General features: G+C 71.5%; 24 protein-coding genes. 21 read left to right on the forward strand and 3 right to left on the reverse strand.

The features are described from left to right. Positions 1-29: 29 nt before the first annotated feature. A complete protein-coding gene (locus MJ604_RS04435) occupies positions 30-710 on the reverse strand; it encodes a class E sortase (RefSeq protein ID WP_243057084.1) in 681 nt (226 codons plus the stop codon). A gap of 79 nt (positions 711-789) precedes the next feature. Here MJ604_RS04435 and MJ604_RS04440 point away from each other — a divergent pair, with 79 nt between their 5' ends. The 8 genes from MJ604_RS04440 (at position 790) to MJ604_RS04475 (ending at position 10874) form a co-directional block, all read left to right on the forward strand. Further along, on the forward strand, positions 790-2721 hold the full coding sequence (locus MJ604_RS04440; RefSeq protein ID WP_243057085.1) for a hypothetical protein: 1932 nt from the start codon (positions 790-792) through the stop codon (positions 2719-2721). A gap of 63 nt (positions 2722-2784) precedes the next feature. Further along, on the forward strand, positions 2785-4155 hold the full coding sequence (locus tag MJ604_RS04445) for an ABC transporter substrate-binding protein (protein WP_243057086.1): 1371 nt from the start codon (positions 2785-2787) through the stop codon (positions 4153-4155). After that, positions 4148-4885, forward strand: coding sequence for an ABC transporter ATP-binding protein (locus MJ604_RS04450; protein WP_243057087.1), 738 nt, complete (start codon positions 4148-4150; stop codon positions 4883-4885). Before MJ604_RS04445 ends, MJ604_RS04450 begins: the two co-directional genes overlap by 8 nt. After that, positions 4885-7695 (forward strand): branched-chain amino acid ABC transporter permease/ATP-binding protein, encoded by a 2811-nt coding sequence (locus MJ604_RS04455; RefSeq protein WP_243057088.1) that lies wholly within the window; start codon positions 4885-4887, stop codon positions 7693-7695. Before MJ604_RS04450 ends, MJ604_RS04455 begins: the two co-directional genes overlap by 1 nt. A 17-nt stretch (positions 7696-7712) precedes the next feature. After that, positions 7713-8330, forward strand: coding sequence for a neocarzinostatin apoprotein domain-containing protein (locus tag MJ604_RS04460; protein ID WP_243057089.1), 618 nt, complete (start codon positions 7713-7715; stop codon positions 8328-8330). Continuing rightward, entirely contained in the window at positions 8330-9619 is a 1290-nt protein-coding gene (locus MJ604_RS04465; protein ID WP_243057090.1) for a hypothetical protein, read from the forward strand. Before MJ604_RS04460 ends, MJ604_RS04465 begins: the two co-directional genes overlap by 1 nt. A gap of 46 nt (positions 9620-9665) precedes the next feature. Next, positions 9666-10205: a hypothetical protein gene (locus tag MJ604_RS04470; RefSeq protein ID WP_243057091.1), complete on the forward strand. Its 540-nt coding sequence runs from the start codon at positions 9666-9668 to the stop codon at positions 10203-10205. A 135-nt stretch (positions 10206-10340) separates the two neighbouring features. Continuing rightward, the gene (locus tag MJ604_RS04475) at positions 10341-10874 is read left to right on the forward strand and encodes a hypothetical protein (RefSeq protein ID WP_243057092.1); all 534 of its coding nucleotides are present in this window, start codon (positions 10341-10343) and stop codon (positions 10872-10874) included. A 79-nt stretch (positions 10875-10953) separates the two neighbouring features. Here the strand turns inward: MJ604_RS04475 and MJ604_RS04480 are convergent, their stop codons facing one another. Together MJ604_RS04480 and MJ604_RS04485 are read right to left on the reverse strand one after the other, a co-directional pair. Further along, on the reverse strand, positions 10954-11835 hold the full coding sequence (locus tag MJ604_RS04480; protein ID WP_243057093.1) for an NAD(P)-dependent oxidoreductase: 882 nt from the start codon (positions 11833-11835) through the stop codon (positions 10954-10956). 26 nt (positions 11836-11861) lie between these two features. Continuing rightward, complete coding sequence (locus MJ604_RS04485; protein WP_243057094.1) at positions 11862-12689, reverse strand: hypothetical protein; 828 nt, start codon at positions 12687-12689, stop codon at positions 11862-11864. Positions 12690-12749: 60 nt separating this feature from the next. On the opposite strand from MJ604_RS04485, the gene MJ604_RS04490 reads away from it, so the two are divergent. From MJ604_RS04490 to MJ604_RS04550, 13 genes are all read left to right on the forward strand, one after another. Continuing rightward, complete coding sequence (locus MJ604_RS04490; protein WP_243057095.1) at positions 12750-13082, forward strand: antibiotic biosynthesis monooxygenase; 333 nt, start codon at positions 12750-12752, stop codon at positions 13080-13082. After that, on the forward strand, positions 13079-13744 hold the full coding sequence (locus tag MJ604_RS04495; RefSeq protein WP_243057096.1) for an alpha/beta fold hydrolase: 666 nt from the start codon (positions 13079-13081) through the stop codon (positions 13742-13744). Before MJ604_RS04490 ends, MJ604_RS04495 begins: the two co-directional genes overlap by 4 nt. A 13-nt stretch (positions 13745-13757) precedes the next feature. Beyond that, on the forward strand, positions 13758-14279 hold the full coding sequence (locus tag MJ604_RS04500; RefSeq protein WP_243057097.1) for a MaoC family dehydratase: 522 nt from the start codon (positions 13758-13760) through the stop codon (positions 14277-14279). Next, positions 14279-15328, forward strand: a complete 1050-nt coding sequence (locus tag MJ604_RS04505) for an LLM class flavin-dependent oxidoreductase (RefSeq protein WP_243057098.1) — start codon at positions 14279-14281, stop codon at positions 15326-15328. The genes MJ604_RS04500 and MJ604_RS04505 overlap by 1 nt, the downstream gene beginning before the upstream one ends. Further along, the gene (locus tag MJ604_RS04510) at positions 15325-16518 is read left to right on the forward strand and encodes a CaiB/BaiF CoA-transferase family protein (RefSeq protein WP_243057099.1); all 1194 of its coding nucleotides are present in this window, start codon (positions 15325-15327) and stop codon (positions 16516-16518) included. The genes MJ604_RS04505 and MJ604_RS04510 overlap by 4 nt, the downstream gene beginning before the upstream one ends. Then, the gene (locus MJ604_RS04515; RefSeq protein ID WP_243057100.1) at positions 16515-17840 is read left to right on the forward strand and encodes an MmgE/PrpD family protein; all 1326 of its coding nucleotides are present in this window, start codon (positions 16515-16517) and stop codon (positions 17838-17840) included. Before MJ604_RS04510 ends, MJ604_RS04515 begins: the two co-directional genes overlap by 4 nt. Further along, a complete protein-coding gene (locus tag MJ604_RS04520; protein WP_243057101.1) occupies positions 17837-18700 on the forward strand; it encodes a RidA family protein in 864 nt (287 codons plus the stop codon). Before MJ604_RS04515 ends, MJ604_RS04520 begins: the two co-directional genes overlap by 4 nt. After that, a complete protein-coding gene (locus MJ604_RS04525; RefSeq protein ID WP_243057102.1) occupies positions 18697-19194 on the forward strand; it encodes a MaoC family dehydratase N-terminal domain-containing protein in 498 nt (165 codons plus the stop codon). The genes MJ604_RS04520 and MJ604_RS04525 overlap by 4 nt, the downstream gene beginning before the upstream one ends. Further along, complete coding sequence (locus tag MJ604_RS04530) at positions 19191-19637, forward strand: MaoC/PaaZ C-terminal domain-containing protein (RefSeq protein ID WP_243057103.1); 447 nt, start codon at positions 19191-19193, stop codon at positions 19635-19637. Before MJ604_RS04525 ends, MJ604_RS04530 begins: the two co-directional genes overlap by 4 nt. 130 nt (positions 19638-19767) lie before the next feature. Then, a complete protein-coding gene (locus tag MJ604_RS04535) occupies positions 19768-20892 on the forward strand; it encodes an acetyl-CoA acetyltransferase (RefSeq protein WP_243057104.1) in 1125 nt (374 codons plus the stop codon). Next, positions 20889-21311 (forward strand): Zn-ribbon domain-containing OB-fold protein, encoded by a 423-nt coding sequence (locus MJ604_RS04540; protein WP_243057105.1) that lies wholly within the window; start codon positions 20889-20891, stop codon positions 21309-21311. Before MJ604_RS04535 ends, MJ604_RS04540 begins: the two co-directional genes overlap by 4 nt. Beyond that, positions 21311-22471: an acyl-CoA dehydrogenase family protein gene (locus MJ604_RS04545; protein WP_243057106.1), complete on the forward strand. Its 1161-nt coding sequence runs from the start codon at positions 21311-21313 to the stop codon at positions 22469-22471. Before MJ604_RS04540 ends, MJ604_RS04545 begins: the two co-directional genes overlap by 1 nt. A 1-nt stretch (position 22472) precedes the next feature. Further along, positions 22473-23300, forward strand: a complete 828-nt coding sequence (locus tag MJ604_RS04550; protein ID WP_243057107.1) for a CoA ester lyase — start codon at positions 22473-22475, stop codon at positions 23298-23300. The last annotated feature ends 3 nt before the right edge of the window (positions 23301-23303 follow it).

Here is a 23303-nt window from a genome sequence, read left to right on the forward strand (position 1 = left end):
AACGGGGAGCGGGGCGGCACCCGCCGATGCTAGGTCAGGACGTCGGGCGGACCGGCGGTCGGGCCGCGGCGCTCGACGAGCTGGGTGCCGATCACCAGCCGCTCGCTGGAGCCCCAGCGCGGGTGGCAGGTCACCAGCGTCATGGTGCGCTGCTCGGCCTCTTCGCCGGGGTGACCGGCGACGGGGTCGAGGACCTCGGTCGCGCTCGGGGCGAGGATCCGCTCCCACGTCACCTGGTAGGTCAGCCAGCCGTCGACGGTCTCGACGACGACGGTGTCGCCGACCTCGAGCCGGTCGAGGTTCGCGAACGGCTCGCCGTGCGTCGAGCGATGACCGGCGACCGCGAAGTTGCCGACCTGGCCCGGCATGGCCGTGCCGGGGAAGTGGCCGGGACCCTTCGCGAGGTCGTCGTCGGTGACGCCCTCGACGATGACCCACTCCCAGTCCTGGCCGAGCGCGGGGATGTGCAACACGCCGAGGCCGTCGCCGGACTCCGGCTTCTCAGCCGCGTCCTTGCCGCCGTTCTTCTTGACGTGCTCCTTCTCGGCGTGGAAGTCGTCGAGGAGGCTGTCCTGCGCCTGAGCGGTCTGGTGGTTCGTCCAGACCAACAGGTAGAAGACGAACGCCGCGAGGATCACTCCGGCGGTGATCGCGAGCTCCGCGCCGAGACGGATCGTGAACCGAAGTGCGGATCCGACCCCCGAAGTCATGGCAAGGAATATATCATCGCGTCATTGCGGTGCCCCGGTTCCGCTCCCACGCCTGCCGAACCCCATGGAGGATGCCCGCATGAGGACTGCTCGCACCGCCGCTGCGCTGCTGCTGGTCGGCGTGACCGCGGGCGCCGGAGTGGTTATCGCCGCGCAGCCGGGTGCGGCCGCCGCCGCGCCGACGGGCGGCTGCTGGACCTACGTCCCCGAGCCGTACGCCGACGTCTCCACCGGGCTCGAGCCGTGGACCGTCGAGGACGGCCAGATCCTCATGGGCACCACCGGCGCGACCACGACCGGCGGTACCCGCGAGGTCGTCATCGGCCTGTCCAGCGGCCCGGTCGTCTCCGACCTGCCTGCGGTGGGCACCGCGTCCTTCCTCATCGAGGTCGACGGCGCACCGGTCGAGACCCCGCTCACGACGGAGTACGCCGCCGAGGCCGGCGAGCCGGTCCGCGACGTCGTCGTGCGGGGCGAGATCCCGGTGGGCGCCGCGGGCGACCACGTGGTCCGGCTCGCGTCGGTCACGTTCGACGTACCGGCCGAGGGCGTCGCGGTCACCTGCAACGGCCAGACCGAGGGCGTGCCCGGGGGCGCGAACCCGGCGACCGAGCCGCTCCCGACCGACGTCACCGCCCCGTTCACCGTGGTCGGCGGATCCGCCGCCGAGGTCACGCGCGTGGTCGGACAGAAGGTCACGACCGCCGCGCGGGCCGGCAACGAGGTCGTCGTCGACGTCACGGGCTTCCCGAGCTCGGCGCCGTCCGTCGCGCGCCTGTGCGACGAGGACGCCTGCGGCCGCGACGTCCGCGTCTGGATCGGCCAGGACGGCACCGGCCGCGCCGAGCTGTCCGTCCCGGACGACCTCGCCGCCGGCGACGGCAGGGTCGAGGTCACCGACGGCGCGACGAGCGCGAGCGCGGAGATCACGCTGCTCGGCGAGCCCGCGCTGGCCGCCGCCGAGGAGCCCGGCACCGACACCACCTCGGTCGACGTCACCGGCACGAGCTTCGACCCGGAGAAGAAGGTCACCGTCCGCGGCTACGACGCCGACGGAGAGCCGACGTCCGACCAGGCGGTCACCGCGACGCCTGACGGCGCCGGCGGCTTCACCGCGACGTTCGTCGTCAGCGACCCGGCCACCGAGACCATCACCGCGACCCAGGCCGGCGGCGTGCTGAGCGCCAGCTACGCGTTCTCCGGTCAGATCGGCACGACGCCCGTCGACCCGGTCGACCCACCGGTCGTCGTGCCGCCGGTCGTCCCGCCGGTCGAGGAGCCGATCGAGCCGCCGGTCGACATCCCGCCGCCGACCGACATCCCCATCGACGAGGTCCCGGGCGAGGAGCCCCCGGTGGTCGCGCCGGTCGACGAGGAGCAGCTGACGGTCACCGAGGCCCGCCTCGCCGGCAACGCCACGCTGGCCGAGCTGTTCGGCGGTGCGGTCCGCCGTGACCTCCTGTTCCTGGTCACCAACGTCGGCGAGTCCACGGTCGAGAACCCGGTCGTCCGGGTCTCGGTCGGCCGCTCCACCGACCTCGAGCCCGAGATCGTCGCCGCCGAGGTCGGCGTGCTCGACCCCGGCGACGAGGCCGTCGTGACGGTGCCGCTCGAGCTGCCGATGGCGGCGTTCGGCACGTACCACGTGGTCGGCCAGGTCGGGGACAGCGAGACCGGGTCCTTCGACCTCGAGTGGACCACCTACCCGTGGGGCCTGTTCGCGCTCAACGCGCTCGGCGCGATCCTCATCGTCTGGGGTGTACGCCGCCGCCTGGAGGCCAAGCGCCCGGCGCCGTACAGCCCGGCGATCGCCGCCACCGGGGACGACTCGGTCGTCGACCTGGCGGCCGCCGCGAACTGGTGGGCGTACCGCGACGGCACCCTCCCGATCACCGGCGTGCCGATCGCGCCGCCGATGGAGCAGGTCCCGCTCGACGCCGTCGTGGACCTGGACGCAGCAGAGAAGTGGTGGGCGCGACGCGCTCCGGACAAGCCTTCCCAGGCTTCGTAGATATCGTATATTGTCTAGGAGTTGTGGTGTGGGGCACGTTGAGGACACAGGGGTGAGTCGCTCGTGACGGGCAAGCAGAACTGGTTCCGGGACCGGTCGGCGCTGGTGCGCCTCGGAGCGGTCGTGGGCGGTCTCGCCCTGGCGGTCGCGGGATGCGGCACGATGATGCCGGGCGGCAATACGTCGGGGCAGGACCTCGCGACCCAGGCCACCGCCGGCCCCGGCCCGGGCGTCAGCGACGACTCGGTCAAGGTCGTGTTCGTCGCCGTCGACCTCGACGCGATCAAGGAGTACACCGGCTTCAACACCGCCTCGGTCGGTGACCAGGAGGCGCAGGTCCAGGCCCTCGAGGACTGGGTGAACGACAACGGCGGCATCGACGGTCGCCAGTTGGACGCCGTCTTCCGGCTGTACGACGCCCAGGCGGACTCGCCGGCTGCCGAGGAGCAGCTGTGCAACCAGATCACCCAGGACGACCAGGCGTTCGCGGTCGTGATGACCGGGCAGTACCAGACCAACGCCCGGCCCTGCTACGCCGACCGGCAGACGCTCGTCCTCGACGCCTCGCTGTACGCGATGAGCACCGACTACCTCGAGAAGTACTCGCCGTACCTCTGGACCGCGAGCTTCCCGGAGTACGACTCGTTCGTCCGCTCGTACGTGACGGTGCTCGACGACCAGGGCTTCTTCGAGGGCGAGGAGGGCATCGGCGTCGTCGCCGCTGACTCCCCGGTCAACCGCGACACGATCGAGAACCTCGCCGTACCGCTGCTCAAGGAGCACGGCATCGAGCCCGAGATCGCGTGGGTCGACACCACCGACACCGGCACGCTCTTCCAGGGCCTCGAGCAGGGCGCGATCACGTTCCGCAGCAAGGGCATCGAGCGCGTGATGTTCCTCGGCGGCTCGCGGATGGCGTCGGTGTTCGCGACCGTCGCGGGCTCGCAGGACGGCTTCAAGCCGCGCTACGCGATCTCCAGCTTCGACAACCCGTCGTTCTTCGTGAACAACGACGAGACGATCCCGCCCGACACGATGAACGGGATGGTCGGCATCGGGTTCCACCCGCCGCAGGACGTCCCGGTCTCGCAGTTCCCGTTCCCGACCGGCGACGCCGAGACCGAGTGCCTCGACATCTACGGCGCCGCCGGCATCGAGTTCGAGTCGCGCGAGTCCGCCCGTGTGGCGCTGCCGTACTGCGACGCCGTCCGGCTGCTCAAGCTCGGCGGCGACGCCCTCGACGGCGAGCTCAACGCCGCCGCCTGGGCGCAGGCCGTGGACCGCGTCGGCGCCACCTTCCAGAGCGCGTCGGGCCCGGGCAACGCCCTCGGCGACGGCGGTCGCGCCGCGATCGGCAGCTACCGCGTGCTCAAGTTCGACGAGGCGCTGGGCAACTTCGTGTACGAGGGTGACGAGGTCCCGTTCGATGAGTGACGCCCCCGCGCTGAGCTGTACCGGCATCCGGGCCTCCTACGGCCCGGTGCAGGTGCTGTTCGACGCCGGTCTCACCGTCGGTGCGGGGGAGATGGTCGCGCTCCTCGGCCCGAACGGCGTCGGCAAGAGCACGCTGCTCAAGGTGATCGCGGGGCTGCTGAAGCCCGACGCCGGCACGGTGACGCTCGGCGGCATCGACGTCACCGGCTACAACACCCGCAAGCGGGTCGGCCTCGGGCTGTGCCAGGTCGTCGGGCAGGCGACGTTCCCGTCGCTCACCGTGACCGAGAACCTCACGATGCACGGCTACGCCACGTCCGACAAGCGCTGGACGAAGGACGCCGTCGAGGCCGCGCTGTCGGTGTTCCCCCGGCTGCACGCGCGCCGCAACCAGCCCGCCTCGAACCTCTCCGGCGGCGAGCGGCAGATGCTCGCGCTGGCCAAGTCGATCGTCGTCGAGCCGAAGGTGCTCGTCATCGACGAGTTCTCGCTCGGGCTCGCGCCCGTCGTCGTCGGTGGCCTGATGGACCTGGTCCGCCGGCTCAACGAGCGCGGCAGCGCCGTGCTCGTCGTCGAGCAGTCGGTCAACGTCGCGCTCTCGCTCGTCGACCGCGTCTACATGATGGAGAAGGGCGAGATCATCGCTGAGGAGACCGCGGCGGACCTGGCGAAGGACCCCGAGCGGGTCCGCGCGCTGATGCTCGGCGGGCACGTGGCGGTGGAGCACTGATGGGCAACTTCGACTTCGGGATCGACCGTCTGGTCATCGGCCTGTTCACCGGCCTGACCTACGGCATGCTCGCCGTCGGCCTGGTGCTCGTCTACCGCTCCAGCCGGTTCGTGAACTTCGCGCACGGCTCGGTCGGCGCGTTCGGCGCCTCCGTTCTCGCGCTCTTCGTCGTCGACTGGGGCCTGCCGTACTGGATCGCCTTCGTCGTCGCGATGGGCGTCTCCGCGGCGCTCTCCGGCGCGATCGAGGTCGTCGTCGTCCGCCGTCTCGAAGGGCGTCCGAGCCTGGTCGGCATGATCGCGACGCTGGGCCTGTCCCAGCTGATCGTCGTGATGGCGCTGCTCATCAACAGCGACGGCGTCAGCGGGTTCACCTATCCCGAGCCGACGCTGCTGCCGACGTTCGAGGTCTCCGGCCTGCCGATCGGCACGCCGTACGTCGCGATGCTCGTGCTCGCGCCGGTGCTGCTCGTCGGCCTCGGCTGGTTCCTGCGGCACCACCGCATGGGCATGGCGATCCGCGCGGCTGCGGACGACCCGGACACCGCCCGGCTCGAGGGTATCCCCGCGCGCTGGATGGCCACCCTGGCCTGGGCGATCGCCGGTGGTATCGCGGCGTTCTCCGCGATCCTCGTGACGCCCACGACCGCCGGCGCCGGCATGGACGGCCTCGGCCCGGACCTGCTGCTCAAGGGTCTGGCCGGTGCGGTGATCGCGCGGATGACCTCGATCCCGATCGCCATCGCCGCGTCGCTGGGCATCGGCGTGATCGAGCAGATCCTGCTGTCGAACCCCGACACCCGCGGCCTGGTCACCGTCGTGATCGCGCTGATCATCGTCGTCGCCCTGCTCCGCCAGCCGGGGCTCGGCCGCGCCGGGCAGGACAAGGGCCGCTGGCGCCGCGTCGTGCTCCCGCCGCTGCCGGAGCAGTACCGCCAGGTCCGCTCGATCGTCTGGTTGCCGCGGGTCCTGGTCGCGATCGGCATCGGCGTCGCCGCCGGCCTCGCGTACGTCGTCAGCAACGACACCGCCTCGGTGCTCACGCTGGTCGCGGGCTACACGCTCGTCGGCCTCAGCGTGGGCCTGCTCACCGGAGTCTCGGGCCAGCTGTCGCTCGGCCAGTTCGCGTACGCCGGCATCGCGGCGGCAGCCTCGGTGCACGTCGCCGACTCGAGCGGCAACTTCCTGTTCGGCCTGCTGTGCGGCGTCATCACCGCGGCGGTCGCCTCGGCGCTGGTCGGCATCCCGGCGATGCGCCTCAAGGGCCTCGCGCTGGCGGTGTCCACCCTCGCGTTCGCCCTCGCCACGTCGACCTGGCTGCTGCGCCAGGACCTCTTCCTGGGTGACGGCCTCACGCCGCCCAAGCCGACCTGGTGGGACTACCCGCTGTCGTACGCCGTCGACTACTACCTGTTCGCGTTGCTGGTGCTCTGCATCGGCGTGTGGATCACCAACAACCTGCGGCACGGCGGCTTCGGCCTCCAGCTCCAGGCGCTGCGCGACAACGAGCACGCCGCGCGCGCGTTCACGGTGCCGAACCGGACGCGGATGCTGCAGCTCTACTCGATCTCCGGTGCGCTCGCCGGCCTCGGCGGCATCGTGATCGGCCACGGCCAGTCGCAGCTCACCGTGAACTCCTTCCCGGCGGACGCGAGCATCGAGGTCGTCGCGGTCACCGTGGTCGGCGGTCTCACCGTCACCCTCGGCCCGCTCATCGGCGCCCTGCTCCTCGTCGGTATCCCGGCGATGTACGGCCTCGGCATGGTCGGCGAGGCCGCGCTGGCGGTCGGCTGGCTGCTGGTCGTGATCTTCCTGCCCGACGGTCTGGGCGGCATCCTCGTGCAGGGCCGCGAGCGCCTGTACGACGCGCTCGCCCGGCGCAAGGGCATCGACCCCATGCTCGCCCGGCACGGCGTGGTCGAGGACGGCGACGCGAAGTCGCCGCTGCACCAGGCGCCGCGCCTCGAGGGACTGTTCGACCGCGCTCCGGCGCCGGAGTCCGGCGGCAACCGGCCGATCCTCACCGTGTCCGCGCTGTCGCGCCGCTTCGGGGGCGTGGTCGCGGTCGACCACGTGGACTTCCAGGTCCTGCCGGGGGAGATCCTCGGCGTGATCGGCCCGAACGGCGCCGGCAAGACCACCTGCTTCGAGATGGTCGCGGGCTTCACGAAGCCCGACACCGGCAAGGTCGTCTTCGACGGCACCGACGTCACCCGGGCGACGCCCGAGCAGCGTGCCCAGCAGGGCCTGGTGCGGTCGTTCCAGGACGCCGCGCTGTTCCCGACGCTGACCGTGCGCGAGACGCTGATGGTCGCCCAGGAGCGTGCCCTCCCGACCCGGCTCTGGGAGTCCGCCCTCGGCGTGCCCACCAGTGAGCGGGCGAAGGCGGCGGCCGCCGACGAGATCCTCGAGCGGATGCGACTGACCCGCCACGCCACCCACGCCGTCGGCGAGCTGTCGACCGGCACGCGGCGCGTGGTGGAGCTCGGCTGCCTGCTGACGCTGGAGCCGCGGGTGCTGCTGCTCGACGAGCCCAGCGCCGGCATCGCGCAGAGCGAGAGCGAGGCGCTGGGTGACCTGCTGCTCGCGATCCGGCGCGAGCTCGGCACGACGATGGTGGTGATCGAGCACGATCTGCCACTTCTCTCGCGACTTTCGGACAAGATGCTGGCCATGAACCTCGGCCGCGTCATCGCGACCGGCACGCCCGACGAGGTCCGCAACGACCCCGCTGTCGTCCGGTCCTACCTCGGCGCCGACCAGGCCGCCATCCAACGCTCGGGCCTGCACCTGGCCGCCACCAACGGCTGAACCACCAAGGAGATGTTGTGAAGAACCCACTGAGGCCGCTGACTCGAGGACTGGCCGTCGTCGGAGCGCTGCTGCTCGTGACGCTGGTCGCTGCGCCGGCATTCGCCGCGCCCTCGCTGAACGTCAGCCAGCTCACCGGGCTGACCGACGGTCAGAAGATCACCATCTCGGGCTCCGGGTTCGAGCCGAACCTCTCCAGCATCGCCATCGGCCAGTGCGTCGAGGGGTACGTCGGCCCGGCGGACTGCAACACCGCCACCGGCGCGACGTTCAAGAACGCGGACGCCAGCGGCAACGTGGCCCCGTTCGAGATCACGGTGAAGGAGGTCTTCGGCTCGACCGACTGCACCAAGGTGCAGTGCATGATCGCCGCGGCCCCGCTGCCGAACGCGACCGACGCCGCGACCGTGGCGGCCAACACCGTCGAGCTGAACATCAGCTTCGGCGCTCCGGAGCCGGCGCCGTCCGAGACCCCGACCACCGCGCCGACCACCGGTGACGACGAGGAGACGCTGCCGCAGACCGGCGCCGGCGACTCGATCCCGGCCCTCCTGCTCGCGGCCACTGCCATGCTCGCCATCGGCGCGGGCCTGGTGCTGCTGGTCCCGGGCCGTCAGAAGGGAAACCACGCCTGATGCGGCTCCGCTCGCTGACCCACTCCGTCGCGGCCATCTGTGCCGCGGGCGGTCTCGCCCTCGGCTGGGTCGCCATGGCCGGCACGGCCGACGCCGCCCCCGACCGCCGCGCCGGCGACGTGCTCGGCAAGGTCACCGGCAGCACGACGTTCAACTGCACGGCGGGCCAGTTCCCGTCGTTCGAGTACGTCGCCGACGTGACCGTGACTGCCTTCCGCGAGACCGACGGTGACACCGCCGTCGCGCTCGTCGGCGAGCTGTCCGACATGCCCGGCGTCATCCCGGTGTCGCTGGGCAAGGCCGCCATCACCGACGAGCTCGCGCTCGACCTGGGTGGCACGGCCGCGACCCTCACGGGCGACGGCAACACCACGCTCACCGCCGGCACGCCGTTCTCGGTGCCGAAGACGTTCGGCGAGCTCACGACCGCCGCCACCAGCGTCTCCGCGGCCGTCACGACGTTCAAGTACGCGCTGCCGTCGTTCAACATGGGCGGCACGTGCACGCCGACCTCCGGGGCCGCGCTCGGCACGCTGACCATCGAGACCGGCCCGGCGCCCACGCCGACCGCGACCGCCACCGTGAGCCCGACGGCGACCGCCACGACGAGCCCGTCGGCGACCGCCACGGCGACCGAGTCCGAGACCTCCGGTCCGGAGGCGTCGCCGGCCAAGGGCGACGTCGACTTCGACTGCGTGCTCGAGCCGCTCGGCTCGGAGTTCGAGTACCCCGCCACCATCAGCGTCAGCGGCTACCGCGAGGAGGAGGGCGGCGACGTCAACCTCCAGGCGAAGATGACCGACATCCCGGGCATCTCGCCGGTCGCGATCGACGGTGACATGACCGTCGAGCTCGTGGGCACCGTCGGCGGCGAGGACGTCACGATGAAGGGCTCGTCGAAGGTCGTGGAGGACCCGAAGGCGACGGTTCCCGTGCCGACGCTCAAGGGCACGGTCGCCACCGACGAGGACGAGCTCGAGGTCACCATCACGAGCTTCTACTTCAAGATCGTCACGACCGGACTCACGGTCGAGGCGCCGTGCGAGGCCGACGAGACCTCGCTCGGCAAGATGGTCGTCGGCACCGAGGCCCCCGAGGAGGAGGAGTCCGAGGACCCGACGTCGTCCAGCAGCCCGACGACGCCGCCGTCCACGGGTGGCTCGCTGCCGCAGACCGGTGGCGGCGACGCGATGCCGGTCATCGTGCTCTGGGCGGGTGCCTTCACCCTGCTCGGCGTCGCGGGCCTGCTCGCCGTACCCCAGGTCGTCAGCCGCGGCAAGCACGGCTGACCCCACACGCATCGCTCTCAACTGCACGACCTACCAGGAGGAACAGATGAAGCACCAGTCCATCGCCCGGCGCTGTGCCGCCGTCACCGCCGCCGCGGCGCTCGCCCTCGGTGGCAGCGCGCTGCTCGCTCCTGGCGCGGAGGCGAAGCCCAAGCCGAAGCCGCTCAAGGGCAACGTCACCGGCACCGTGTCGCTCGCCTGCGCGTTCGGCGACTCGCCGTTCACCTACGACGCGAAGATCAAGGTCGCCGGCGTGCGTGCCAGCAAGTCCGCCAAGCCGGTCAAGCTGACCGCGACCATGTCCGACCTGCCCGCCGTGGCGCCGGTGCCGCTGGACTACGACGCCGAGGGCGAGATGGACCTGACCGTGGGCTCGGTCTCCACCGTGCTGAAGGGCAAGGGTCACCTGAAGGCCGACGCGTCCGCGCCGGCGCCGATGTTCCCGCTGAAGGGCGCGGCCAGCACCAAGAGCAACTCGCTGCCGATCACGGTCAACGAGGTGTCGCTCACGGTGCTCGGCATGACGATCGCGTGCACCCCGGTCGAGGGCCAGGGTGCCCTGGGCACGCTCAAGCTGAAGAAGTAGCACCCAGCTGCACGAAGCCCCGCAACCGGTTCGGTTGCGGGGCTTCGTATATTTTCACAAGATATACGTTTGGTTCGCTCGCAGGGGTGGGCATCCTCGCGCTCGGGGACGTCGACCACCACGAGGAGGAACCAGATGCTGCAGGACCAGTCCATCGCCCGGCGCTGTGTCGCCGTCGTCGCCACGGCGGCGCTCGCCCTGGGGGCGAGCACGCTCTCGCCCGGCGTCGCCCAGGCCGCGAAGCCGCTGAAGGGCGGCGTGTCCAAGACCGTGCCGCTCACCTGCACGATCTTCGACGACGAGTTCGAGTACGACGCCACCATCAAGCTCAAGGGCGTGCGCGCGAAGAAGAGCGACCCCAAGGTCACCCTGCGCGCCACGATGTCCGACCTGCCGGGGGTGTCGCCGGTCCCGATCGACAACGACGTCGAGGCGACGTTGAAGCTGAAGGTCGGCTCGACCAAGGCCACCCTCAAGGGCAAGGGGCACGCCACCGCGGGCGCCACCGAGCCGGTCGGTGTCCCGCCGGTCAAGGGCTCGGTCAAGAACCGCAAGAACTCCCTGCCGGTCTCGGTGACCTCGATGTCGGTGCACATCCCGGACTACGCCCTCACGATCACCTGCGTCCCGACCGGGTCGGGCGCGATGGGCACGCTCAAGCTGAAGTAGTCGGCGCCAGGCGCACGAAGGCCCCGCGACCGACACGGTCGCGGGGCCTTCGCCGTCCCCCCGGACGATCCAGCTCGGGTCAGCTGATGCCGGCCTCCAGCGTGGCGGCGTCGTACGACCGGCTCGCGGTGAAGCCGGTGGCGCTCAGCTTGGCCACGGAGATCGGGCTCTTCGGGGAGGCGATCTCGTCGCGGTAGACCAGCGCCGGCAGGCCCTGGGCCGCGGAGATCGCGTCGAACAGCGCCGCGTTGGTCGGCGGGACCTCGGCGTGCGTGAGGTTGTGCAGCCCGGTGATCCGGGTCTCGAGCGCGTGCACGATCGCGTCGGCCGCATCCTCGACCGCGAGGCGGTAGAACAGCGCGTCGCCGCTGAACGGCACGGAGCCGCCGAGGTACTGGTGCGCCATGCCCACCTTGGCCTCGATCGGCGGGTCGCCCGCGCCGAAGATGTCGCCGCAGCGGAACACGACGGCCCGGTCGCCCGCGCCCCCGGACTCAGGCGGGGCGAGGTAGGTGCGCTCCATCGCCAGGAACATCGTCGGGCTCGCGTCGGTCGAGTCGGTCACGGGACCGTCCTCGACGACCTCGGCGAGGTGGTCCGCGGCGTCGCCGTACACCGACAGCGACGACAGGGCGACGAGGTACGGCGCGCCGTCGGCCGCGACGACCGACTCGGCGGTGTCGACCAGGATCTCCTTGTACGAAACGGCGCGGTCCTCGGGCGTCATCGCCTTCTGGGCGTTCGGCCCGGCGGCGACGACGACCGCGTCGTGGCCGGCGACGGCGGCCGCGACCGCCTCCTTGTCGCTGCCGCGCAGCACGTAGACCTCGTCGAAGTGCTCGCGCAGGCCGTCGACCTTTCCCGGCGTCGTGGTGGTGCCCGCGACCTCGTGGCCGAGCGCCTTCAGCCGGGCGCCGACCTCGGTGCCGACCAGGCCGGCACCGATCACCAAGACCCTCATCTGGGAGACCTTCATCTGGGAGACCGTCACGAGCCGGCCTTGAGCGTCGCGATCTGGTCCAGGCCGGCGCGGGTCGCGACCAGCTCGTTCACGCGCTGCTCGCCGAGGAACTTCTTCGACAGCTCGTTCATCGGGTCGAGGGTGTAGCCGTACTCGCGGACCTTGTGGTCGCGCTCGCGCAGCGCGGCGCGCTCCTCGACCGGGACCGGCTGGGCCTCGCGGACCCACTTCAGCCAGGTGTCGACGCGGTCACGGACGGCCTCGCCGAAGCGCTCGACGGCCTCGGCGTCCGAGCAGGTGGCCATGTAGGAGTTCGCGATCGGGGAGTTGAAGGCGCGCATGTAGGTGCCGTGGCTGACCGACCAGATGAACCGGTCGTCGCCGCGCAGGTCGAGCCACTTGCCGTTCTCGGGCTCGAAGTACTTGTTGAGGTAGTCCACGTCGACCATCGGGTCGCGGCGCGGGACCACGTCGGAGAAGTGGAAGACGTTCGGCACGGTGCCGAAGACCAGGACGAGGTGCGGCACGTCGATGTGCGGGCCGAGCCAGACCTGCAGGTTCATGTCCAGGATCGAGTTCTTGCGGTTGCCGATCCAGGAGTGCACCAGCCACTCGACGCCGTTGTCGGCGTCGCCGACGTACGGGTTCAGCGAGCCTTCGTAGCCGCCGTCCTCCGAGGTCCAGTACTCGAGGCCCTGGCCCGACGGGTACGGCTGGACGTCCAGCTCGGCCGTGATCTTGTCCTTGGCGTCGCTCAGGATGCCCCAGAGTGCGGTCCAGAGCTCCATGCGGTCGACGTTCGGGGCGTCGGCCAGGAACTCGTGGATGGTCTTGGTCTGTGTGCTGCTGCTCATACGGAGAGCATATGGATATATGATCTACGAAGTCACGCATTCCGCCGGAGGAGACGCAAAATGATCGTGGTGGTCAGCCAGGCCTGGACCAAGGACGGTGAGAACGCCGAGGAGCACGCGCAGGCGTACATCTCCCTCTCCGGCGAGTTCGGCCGCTTCTTCCGCGACCACCCGGGCTACCGCGGCCGGCGCCTGGTGCGCGGCGTCGAGGACCCGACGCACTTCACGCACCTGCGCTACTTCGAGACGGTCGCGGACTACGAGGAGTGCACCCAGCACCCGGAGTACCAGGGCCACCTGGTCGCGATGTACGAGCACCTCAAGCCCTACGAGTCCTACCCGCGGGAGTACCTCGAGGTCGTCCTCGACGAGGAAGGCAACGCCCCGGCATGACGACGTTCGTCCTCGTGCACGGCGCGTTCCGCGGCGGCTGGTCCTGGGACCGGGTCCGGCCGCTGCTGGAGGCTGCCGGTCACGAGGTCCGCACGCCGACCCTGAGCGGTACGGCGACCGGGCTGGAGGTCTGGGTGGACGAGGTCACCGACCTGATCGTCGACGCCGACCTCACCGACGTGGTGCTGGCCGGCCACAGCCAGGGCGGCGTCATGGTGCGCGAGGTCGCGCTGAGGATCCCCGAGCGGCTCCGACACCTGGTCTACCTGGACGCCGCCGTGCCCGACCCGGGGGAGCGTCCCGTCGACGTGGCGCCGGCGCCGCCGGACCCGGCCACGCTGCCCCCGCGTGACGCCCTGGTCCCACCGTGGCCGATGGTCCCCGGGGGCGACCTCGACGAGGAGACCGCGGCCTGGGCCAACGAGCTGATGACGCCGACGCCGTTCGCGCCCTCGCTCGACCGGGTCTCGCTCGAGTCGCCGACCGTCCCGGCCACCTACGCCTTCTGCACGGACACCCCCGCGGTGGTCCCGTGCACCACCACCCGCGCCCGGCTCGACGACCGCGGCACCCCCTATGTCTTGATCGAGGCGGGGCACAACGCGCCGCTCACCCGGCCCGAGGCGGTCGCCGAGCTCCTGCTCGGTGCCGCTACCCGATGAGGAGAGAGAAAACATGAGCGTGCAGCCCGGCTGGCAGGGACGGTTCTTCGAGGACTTCAACGTCGGCGACATCTACCAGCACCCGCTGGGGCGGACCGTCACCGAGGCCGACAACATCCAGTTCTCGCTGCTGACGATGAACACCAACCAGATGCACTTCAACAGCGAGTACGCCGCGAAGTCGGAGTTCAAGAAGCCGCTGGTCGTCTCGACCCTGACCGTCGCGATCGCGGTCGGCCAGAGCGTCACCGACCTGACCCAGAACGCGTTCGCGAACCTGGGCTGGGACGACATCAAGATGACCCACCCGGTCTTCGCCGGCGACACGCTCTTCAGCGAGTCGATCGTGAAGGAGAAGCGCGAGTCGTCGTCGCGACCGCACGCCGGCATCGTCACGGTCCGCACCCGGACGCTCAACCAGGACGGCAAGGAGGTGTGCTCCTTCCTGCGCACCTTCTACGTCTACAAGCAGGGCGCCGAGCAGCTCCAGGGGATCTTCCCCGAGGGCGAGACCCCGCTGACGCTGGAGGACTGATGCTGCGCATCACGTACGGCCCCTGGGGCGAGTCGCTCGCCGAGCTCGCCGAGGCCGCGCGTGCCGCCGAGGAGGCCGGCGCCGACGCCGTCTGGGTGCCTGAGCTGCACCGCAGCGCGCCGGTCAGCGCGGCCGCGGTCGCGCAGGCGACCTCCACGGCCCGGGTCGGTACGGCGATCGCGCTGGCGTTCCCGCGCAGCCCGATGATCACCGCGCTCGAGGCCCTCGACCTCGACGAGATCTCGGGCGGACGGTTCGTCCTCGGCCTCGGCAGCGGCGTGCAGAAGCTCAACGTCGACTGGCACCACGTCGACTGGGACAAGCCGGTCACGCACCTGCGCGAGACGGTCCGCAACATCCGCGCGTTCTGGGCCGACTGCACCACCGGTGCCCCGATCGACCTCCCGGGCGAGCGCGAGCCGATGAAGATCCGCGGCTATCGCCGGCCGTACCCCGTGCAGCGCACCGAGATCCCGATCCACCTCGCCGCGATGGGTCCGGCGCTGACCCGGCTCGCCGGCGAGATCGCCGACGGCTGGATCTCCCACGAGCTCACCTCGCCGCGGTTCCTGCAGGAGCGGATCCTGCCCGAGATCGAGGCCGGCATCGCCAAGGGCGGCCGCACCCGGAACGCCGTCGAGGTCGTGACCTCGTCGTGCTGCTCGGTCGACGCCGACCCCGCGGTCGCACGCCGCCGCAGCGCCGGCATGGTCGGCTTCTACGCGACGGTCCGCACCTATGCCGACTTCTTCGACTTCCACGGCCTCGCCGACGACCAGCAGAAGGTCATCGACGCGTTCTCGGGCGCCACCACGGCCGGCGAGCTCGCCGGTCATGTCTCGGACGCGATGGTCGACGCGCTGACGCTCTCCGGCACCCGCGACCAGGTCGCGGAGTCGATCGCGGCGTACGACGGCATCGCCGACACCATCAAGCTCACCCCGCCCACGCACGGGCTGTCGCCGGACGAGATCCGCGCAGCCCAGCGCGAGGTCATCGCGCTCATTCGCCATCTCAACCAGCAGGGAATCACCGGAGGAACCGCATGAAGCCGTTGGAGGACGTCCGAGTCGTCGCCGTCGAGCAGTACGGCGCCGGCCCGTTCGGCAGCGTGCACCTCGCCGACCTCGGTGCCGAGATCATCAAGATCGAGGACCCGCGCGTCGGCGGCGACGTCGGCCGCTACGTCCCGCCGTACGCCGACGGCGAGGACTCGCTGTTCTTCGAGGCGTTCAACCGCAACAAGTCCAGCCTGTCGCTGGACCTCGCGACGACCGCGGGTCGCGGCGTGTTCGAGGACCTGGTGAAGGTCAGCGACGCGGTCTACAGCAACCTGCGCGGCGACGTGCCGGCGAAGATCAAGATCACCTACGACGACCTCAAGCACCTCAACCCGGCGATCGTCTGCTGCTCGCTGACCGGCTTCGGCATGACCGGACCGCGCAGCAAGGAGCCGGGCTACGACTACGTGCTCCAGGCGCTCGCGGGCTGGATGGACCTCACCGGTGACCCGGACGGCCCGCCGACCAAGTCCGGCCTGTCGATGGTCGACTACAGCGGTGGCTTCGTCGCCGCGATCTCGCTGCTCGCCGGCATCCACGCCGCGCGCCGCGACGGCGTCGGCATGGACTGCGACGTCAGCCTGTACGACACGGCGATGGGGCTGCTCACCTACCCGGCCGCGTGGCACCTCAACGCCGGCTTCACGCCGGTGCGCACCCGGCACTCCGCGCACCCGTCGCTGGTGCCGTTCCAGGCGTTCGAGGCCAAGGACGGCTGGTTCGTCGTGGGCTGCGCCAAGGAGAAGTTCTGGCAGCGGCTCACCGTCGTCATCGACCGCCCGGAGTGGGCCGAGGACGAGCGGTTCGCGACGTTCGCCGACCGCGACCGCAACCGCGACGTCCTCATCCCGCTGCTCGAGGAGATCTTCGTGCAGCGCACCGTCGCCGAGTGGGTCGAGCCGCTCCAGGCCGCCGCCGTGCCGACCGCACGGATCAACGACGTCGCCGCCGCGATGACCGAGCCCCACACGATCGCCCGCAACCTGCTGGTGGAGACCGAGCACCCGCGCTACGGCACGGTGCGCCAGGTCGCCTCCCCGGTCCGGGTCGGGTCCGAGCTGCCGACGTACCGCCGCGCGCCGCTGCGCAACGAGGACGCGCCCCGCATCCTGGGCGAGATGCTCGGCTACGACTCCGCTGCCGTCTCCGATCTCGCCGACCGGGGCGCGTTCGGATGACCGTCTCCTCCGACCTCGCGGCGTGGGCCCTCGGCCTGCGCCGTGAGGACCTGCCTGACGAGGTCGTGGTCGCCGCTCGGCGCCACCTCCTCGACGGGCTCGGCACGGCCGTCGCCGCGGCCCGCCGAGGCGCCGCCGAGCCCGCGATGTCCGTGGCTGCCGGGCTCGGCGGCCCACCCGAGGCGACGCTGCTCGGGCGCGGCGTGAAGATCTCCGCGCCGGCCGCCGCCCTCGCGACCGGCACGCTGGTGCATGCGCTCGACTTCGACGACACCCACGCCGGCGGCCTCGTGCACGCCACCGCGGTGGTGCTCCCTGCCGTGCTCGCGGTGGGGGAGCAGGTCGGCGCCGACGCGGACGAGGCGCTGGTCGCCGCCGTGATCGGCTTCGAGACGGTGTGCCGGATCGCCGGCGCCGCCCCGCACGCGTTCCACGGCCGGGGGCTGCACGCGACGATGGCGTGCGGCGTCTTCTCGTCCGCGCTCGTCGCCGCGCGGCTGATGGGCCTCGACCAGACGACGACCGTCGACGCGCTCGGCGTCGCCGGCAGCTCGGCCGGCGGGCTGCTGGAGTTCCTCGCCACCGGCTCGTCCACGAAGCAGCTGCACCCGGGCCTGGCCTCGCACGCCGGCATCCTCGCCGCGCGTCTGGCCGCCGCCGGTGCCAACGGACCCGACAGCGTGATCGAGGGCGACCGCGGCCTGTACGCCGCTCTCGCGGACGGTCACGCCGACGCGGCGCTGGTGACCGCCGACCTCGGCGTCCGCTGGGAGACCACGCGGATCACCCTCAAGCCCTACCCGGCCTGCCAGCTGATGCACGCCGCGCTCGACGCCGGCCGCCAGGTGCTGCCGCTCGACGTGAGCGACGTCCAGGACGTCGCGGTCGAGGTCCACCCGGACAGCGCCGCGATCGTCTGCACGCCTGACAAGGTGGACCCGCGCACGGCGTACGACGCGAAGTTCTCGCTCCCGTGGAGCCTGGCCGCGCTGCTGACCGACGGTGAGGTCACGGTCGGGACGTACGAGCCGGACTCGCTCGGGCGGCCCGAGGTCCGCTCGCTCGCGACCCGCGTGCAGGTGACCGAGGTGCCCGACGCTCGCGTCGCCGCCGACGCGCCGAGCCGGGTCACGGTCACGCTCGCGGACGGCCGGACGCTGACCGGCCACGTCGACCACAGCGCCGGCGCCGCGCTGGACGCCAAGCTGGCTGCGAACGTCGGTGGTGCCGAAGCGGCCGCGGACCTGGCCGCCGCCGTGGAAGCCTTCGACCTGCCCGCCCTGATCACGGTCGCCGACCGTCTGGCCAAGGAGAACCGTTGAGTACTTCCCAGAAATCGACGGAGTACATCGCCGTCGCCGCCCTCGACCGCTACGAGGAGCTGCGCGCGGGCAACGAGGCGACCACCACGATCGTGGTCGAGTGGCTGCCGGGCGGCGCGGACTACCGCATCGAGGACGACGCCCCGCCGGTCGGCGAGGGGTCGGTCGTGCTGCCGACGATCATCCCCGTCGACGCCAGCGGCGAGCTCGTCCACGAGGGCGACTTCGTGGGGCAGTACGCCTGGTGCCTCGACGAGGCGGACCGGCAGCTGCGCGAGGTCGGGCTGTCGCTCGACGCCGCGGTCACGACGTTCGACTACTCCACGCCCGAGACGCGCGACGTCTACCGGCGTACGCACCGGGAGCGGAAGAACCGCCTCGGCGGCGCGGGCACCTTCCCGGGCGCCGGCGGCATCCTGATGTCGCGACTGCACCGACCCGGCCAGCTGGTCGCGCTCGACGTCACCGCGTCGCGGCTGCCGCTGAAGAACATCAACCCGGGCTGGACCCGCTACGAGACGCTCACCTACATGCCGGGCGTCCTCGCCGGCGACACGCTCTACATGAGCGGGTTCGGCGCACTGGACATGGAGACCCAGGAGGCGCTCTACCCCGACGACTCCGTCGCGCAGGCGGAGTACACCTACGCCGCCGTGCAGGAGGTCGTCGAGGCCGCCGGGTTCTCGGCCGACCAGGTCGCGCACGCGCTCGAGCTGATCTGCCCGGGCGGCGACGCGGCCGCGATCGCCGCGGTCCGCGAGCGGCTGTTCCCGAACGCGAAGGGGTCGGTCGCCGGCTGCGCGGTCCTGCTGCGGCCGGAGTTCCTCTTCGAGGTGTTCCCGCTGGCGGTGCGTCCGTGACGTTGCTGACCGACGAGGTGCGCGCGCTCGAGGGGCAGACCAAGGTCTACACCGCCCCCGAGCCGTTCGGTGCCGCCGCCGGTCGGTACTTCGGGCTCGCGATCGGCGACGACAACCCGCTGTACTCCGACCCGGCGTACGCCCGGGCTCAGGGTCTCGCCGGCGTCACCGCACCGCTGACACTGATCTGCGAGACCAACCAGTACGCCGCGCTGCCGATGGACCCCGAGGGCTACGCCGGCCACACGTGGGGGCTCGACATCCCGGGCACCCGGCAGGTGCGCGGCGGCAACAGGTACACCTTCCACCGCCGGATCCGGCCGGAGGACGTCGTGACCGCGACGTGGCGGATCACCTCGGTGACCGAGAAGGTCACCGGGTCGGGCAACGAGATGCTCATCATCGCCTCGACCGCGACGTACACGAACCAGGACGACGAGCTGCTGGCGGAGAACGCCGAGACGATCATCTTCGTCGGGTTGGAGAAGGAGTGACCGCCATCGACCACGCCACGATCTCGGTCGGCGACGCGATCGCGCCGCTGGAGCGCACCATCGGCCTGACCGACATGGTCGCGTACGCCGGCGCCACCTGGGACTGGCACAAGCTGCACTACGACCAGGCCTACGTCGCCGAGAAGAAGCTGCCCGGCCCGATCGTCGACGGTCAGGTGTACGGCGCTCTCCTCGTGGAGATGCTCCAGGACTGGCTCGGCCCGCAGTCGTTCGTGCGCGAGCTGGAGTTCAGCTTCCGCAACCTGGTGTTCGCGGGGGAGACGCTGCGGTGCTCCGGGACGGTCACCGCGGTGTCGGCCGACCGGCTCGAGGCCGAGATGACGGTGGTCGTGGTCGCCGAGGACGGCACCGACGGCCGCGCCGCCGCCGCGCCGTGCCGGGCCGTCGTACTGCTGGGTCGCGCTGACGGGCCGGGCGCGTGATGGCCCTGTCGCGGACGTCCCACGCGCCCTACTGTTCGGGCAGTGCTGGCACTTCCTGGGTGTTGCAACGCCCGATAAGTGACGGAATCACCGGTGCACCGGTGATTCCGCACCCCGCGAGGAGCGCCTCATGACCGTCGCGATCGTCGGCGCCGCGGAGTGCGACCTCGGCTCGACCGGGCTGTCGATCCTGGGCCTGCAGACCCAGGCGATCACCCGGGCGCTGGCCGACGCCGGGCTCTCGCTGGCCGACGTCGACGGCATCGCGACCACCAGCGTCGCGCGGTTCTCGGCGACCTCGCTCGCCGAGCACCTCGGCATCCAGCCGGCCTGGACGGACTCGACGTTCGCGGGCGGCAGCGCCTACGAGATGTTCGTGGCCCGCGCCGCGCAGGCGATCGAGGCAGGACAGTGCCACACCGTGGTGATCTCCTACGCCTCCAACCAGCGCTCGGCGAAGTCGCGCTCGCTCGGCGGCGTCTACGAGGCGCACACGCCCGAGGCGCAGTTCGAGCAGCCGTACGGCCCGCTCTACCCGGCGTCGTACTACGCGATGGCGGCCGGGCAGTACCTCCACAAGTACGGCGCCTCCCGCGAGGACCTCGCCGAGGTCGCGGTCGCCGCGCGCGAGCAGGCTCTTCTGAACCCCCGTGCGTTCCGGTACGACGCCGGCCCGCTGACCGTCGACGACGTGCTCGGCGCGAAGCCGCTGTCGACCCCGCTCACCGTCGCCGACTGCTGCCTGGTCACCGACGGCGGGGGAGCGATCGTGCTCACCTCGCTCGAGCGCGCCCGCGACCTGCCGAAGCCGCCGGTACTCGTGCTCGGGTACGGCGAGAGCACCACCAACGCCTCGATGACCGCGGTCGACGACCTCACGGTCACCGGCGCCGTCGCGTCCGGCGCCGCCGCGTTCGCGCGCGCCGGGCTGACCCCCGCCGACGTCGACGTCGCCCAGCTCTACGACTCCTTCACGATCACCGTCCTGCTCAGCCTCGAGGCGCTCGGCTTCTGCGCGCCGGGTGAGGCCGGCGACCTCGTGCGCAGCCGCGGGCTCCCGCTCAACACCTCGGGCGGCGGGCTGTCGTACTGCCATCCCGGCCAGTTCGGCGTGCTGCTGCTCGTCGAGGCGGTCCGCCAGCTGCGCGGCGAGTGCGGCGACCGCCAGGTTGCCGACGCCGAGGTCGCGCTGGCGCACGGCACCGGCGGCATCCTCTCGACGCACGCGACCGTCCTGCTGGGGGTGGACCGATGAACGATGCTCCCAAGAACGTGGCGGAGCCCGACGAGGCGACCCGCACCTGGTGGGAGGCGACCCGCGAGCACCGGCTCGTCGTCCAGGTCTGCGGTGACTGCGGTCACGCCCAGCACCCGCCGCGCACGCTCTGCACCGGCTGCGGCCGCACCGACACGCTCGGCCACCACGACAGTGACGGCACCGGCGTCGTCGACGCCTGCACCGTCGTGATGCGCGCGCCGGACGCCGACCACGAGGCGCCGTACGTCGTCGCCCGGGTCCGCCTCCCCGAGGGCGTGATCCTCCTCAGCAACATCGTCACCGACGACCCGCACGCCGTCCGGATCGGCGACCCGGTGACCGTGTCATGGCAACCGCTCGACGACGGCCGGGCGCTGCCAGTCTTCCGGCCCGTCTTCACACCACAGGAGAATTGATGGACTTCCAGCTCGACGAGGACCAGCGCGAGTTCAAGGCACTGCTGCGCACGTTCGTGGACAAGGAGATCGTCCCGGTCGCGCGCGAGTGGGAGCAGGCCGGGCGCTACCCGACCGAGATCGTCGACGGCATGAAGGAGATGGGCCTCTTCGGCATCACCGTCCCCGAGGAGTACGGCGGCCTCGACCTCGACCCGGTCGCGTTCGCGCTGGTCTTCGAGGAGATCGCCCGCGGCTGGATGGGTGTCGCGGGCATCCTCGGCAGCCACTCGCTGGCCTGCCGGCTGATCGCGATGCACGGCACCGAGGACCAGAAGCAGCGCTACCTCCCGGAGCTCGCCACCGGCGAGCGGCGCAGCGGCATCGGCCTCACCGAGCCGGACGCCGGCACCGACCTCCAGGGCATCCGCACCACCGCCCGGCTCGAGGGCGACCACTACGTCGTCAACGGCGCGAAGATGTGGATCACCAACGCCCGCTACGCCTCGCCCCTCCCGGTGCTGGTGAAGACCGACCCGTCCGCGTCTCCCGCGCACAAGGGGATGAGCGTGCTGCTCATCGAGTCCGACACCCCGGGCTACGAGGTCACCAAGGACATCCCGAAGCTCGGCTACAAGGGCACCGAGTCCTGCGAGATCGCGCTCACCGACGTCCGCGTCCCGGTGGAGAACCTCGTCGGCGGCGTCGAGGGCAGGGGCATGCAGCAGGTGCTGTCCGCGCTCGAGTGGGGCCGGGTCAACATCGCGGCCCGCTCGGTCGGCATCGCGCAGCGCGCGCACGACGAAGCGCTGGCCTACGCCCAGCAGCGCAAGGCGTTCGGCCAGCCGATCTCCGACTTCCAGGCGATCCAGCTCAAGCTCGGCGAGCTCGGCACCCAGGTGCAGGCCGCCCGGCTGATGGCCTACTGGGCGGCCGACGCCGTACGCCGCGGTCGCGCGGACGGCGAGACCGGCATGGCGAAGATCTTCTGCTCCGAGGTCGCGCTGCAGGCCGCGATCGACTCGATGAAGGTGCACGGCGGCTACGGCTACTCCACCGAGTTCGAGGTCGAGCGGCTCTACCGCGACTCGATCCTGATGAGCATCGGCGAGGGCACCAACGACATCCTGCGCACCGTCGTCGCGAAGTCGCTGATCAAGGGGGAGACGAAGGTTGGCTGACATGCTCGCGCGCTCCGCGCTCTACGTGCCCGGAGACGCCTCCGACAAGCTGGCCAAGGCGCTGGACCGTGGCGCCGACGAGATCATCGTCGACCTCGAGGACGCCGTCGCACCGGGTGCCAAGGACGCCGCGCGCGACCTGGTCCGGGTCTGGCTGCACGACCTGCCGATCCTCGCGAACGTCGGCGTCTGGGTGCGCCTCAACACCGGCGACCTGCGGGCGACCGACGTCCGCGCGATCGCCGACGCCCCGGCCCTGACCGGCGTCATGGTCGCGAAGGCCGAGACCGCGCAGGAGCTGGTCGAGCTCGACCGGCTGCTGACGTCGCTGGGCAGCACCGCCGCCGTCGTACCCCTCCTGGAGAGCGCGTCCGCCGTGCTCAACGCCGTCGAGATCGCCCGGGCGCCGCGCGTGCAGCGCCTGCAGATCGGCGAGGCCGACCTGCGTGCCGACATCGGTGTCACGCCGGGAGACGACGAGCGCGAGCTGCTCCATGTCCGCTCGCACGTCGTGCTCGCGTCGACGGCGGCCGGCATCGCGCCGCCGATCGCTCCGGTGTCGACGAACTTCCGCGACCTCGACGCGTTCCGCGCGTCGACGGAGGCGCTGGCCCGGCTCGGGTTCGTCGGCCGCGCCTGCATCCACCCGGCCCAGGTCGCGATCGCCAACGAGGTCTTCACGCCCTCGGAGGAGCAGGTCAACCGCAGCCGGGCGCTGGTCGAGAAGTGGGAGCGGGACGGCGCCGGCGTGGCCGTCGACGACCGCGGCCAGTTCGTCGACGAAGCCGTCATCCGCCAGGCCCGACTCGTGCTCGCCCGAGCCCGCTAACCA

It is taken from the genome of Nocardioides sp. SR21, assembly GCF_022761125.1.
Taxonomy (GTDB): domain Bacteria; phylum Actinomycetota; class Actinomycetes; order Propionibacteriales; family Nocardioidaceae; genus Nocardioides.

Coding starts and splice junctions, on each gene's coding strand:
- MJ604_RS04500 (WP_243057097.1), top strand. CDS start 13,758: ATGAGCGTGCAGCCCGGCTGGCAGGGACGGTTCTTCGAGGACTTCAAC.
- MJ604_RS04535 (WP_243057104.1), top strand. CDS start 19,768: ATGACCGTCGCGATCGTCGGCGCCGCGGAGTGCGACCTCGGCTCGACC.
- MJ604_RS04495 (WP_243057096.1), top strand. CDS start 13,079: ATGACGACGTTCGTCCTCGTGCACGGCGCGTTCCGCGGCGGCTGGTCC.
- MJ604_RS04440 (WP_243057085.1), top strand. CDS start 790: ATGAGGACTGCTCGCACCGCCGCTGCGCTGCTGCTGGTCGGCGTGACC.
- MJ604_RS04435 (WP_243057084.1), bottom strand. CDS start 710: ATGACTTCGGGGGTCGGATCCGCACTTCGGTTCACGATCCGTCTCGGC.
- MJ604_RS04485 (WP_243057094.1), bottom strand. CDS start 12,689: ATGAGCAGCAGCACACAGACCAAGACCATCCACGAGTTCCTGGCCGAC.
- MJ604_RS04470 (WP_243057091.1), top strand. CDS start 9,666: ATGAAGCACCAGTCCATCGCCCGGCGCTGTGCCGCCGTCACCGCCGCC.
- MJ604_RS04450 (WP_243057087.1), top strand. CDS start 4,148: ATGAGTGACGCCCCCGCGCTGAGCTGTACCGGCATCCGGGCCTCCTAC.
- MJ604_RS04550 (WP_243057107.1), top strand. CDS start 22,473: ATGCTCGCGCGCTCCGCGCTCTACGTGCCCGGAGACGCCTCCGACAAG.
- MJ604_RS04510 (WP_243057099.1), top strand. CDS start 15,325: ATGAAGCCGTTGGAGGACGTCCGAGTCGTCGCCGTCGAGCAGTACGGC.
- MJ604_RS04505 (WP_243057098.1), top strand. CDS start 14,279: ATGCTGCGCATCACGTACGGCCCCTGGGGCGAGTCGCTCGCCGAGCTC.
- MJ604_RS04540 (WP_243057105.1), top strand. CDS start 20,889: ATGAACGATGCTCCCAAGAACGTGGCGGAGCCCGACGAGGCGACCCGC.
- MJ604_RS04480 (WP_243057093.1), bottom strand. CDS start 11,835: ATGAGGGTCTTGGTGATCGGTGCCGGCCTGGTCGGCACCGAGGTCGGC.
- MJ604_RS04455 (WP_243057088.1), top strand. CDS start 4,885: ATGGGCAACTTCGACTTCGGGATCGACCGTCTGGTCATCGGCCTGTTC.
- MJ604_RS04490 (WP_243057095.1), top strand. CDS start 12,750: ATGATCGTGGTGGTCAGCCAGGCCTGGACCAAGGACGGTGAGAACGCC.
- MJ604_RS04475 (WP_243057092.1), top strand. CDS start 10,341: ATGCTGCAGGACCAGTCCATCGCCCGGCGCTGTGTCGCCGTCGTCGCC.
- MJ604_RS04515 (WP_243057100.1), top strand. CDS start 16,515: ATGACCGTCTCCTCCGACCTCGCGGCGTGGGCCCTCGGCCTGCGCCGT.
- MJ604_RS04465 (WP_243057090.1), top strand. CDS start 8,330: ATGCGGCTCCGCTCGCTGACCCACTCCGTCGCGGCCATCTGTGCCGCG.
- MJ604_RS04545 (WP_243057106.1), top strand. CDS start 21,311: ATGGACTTCCAGCTCGACGAGGACCAGCGCGAGTTCAAGGCACTGCTG.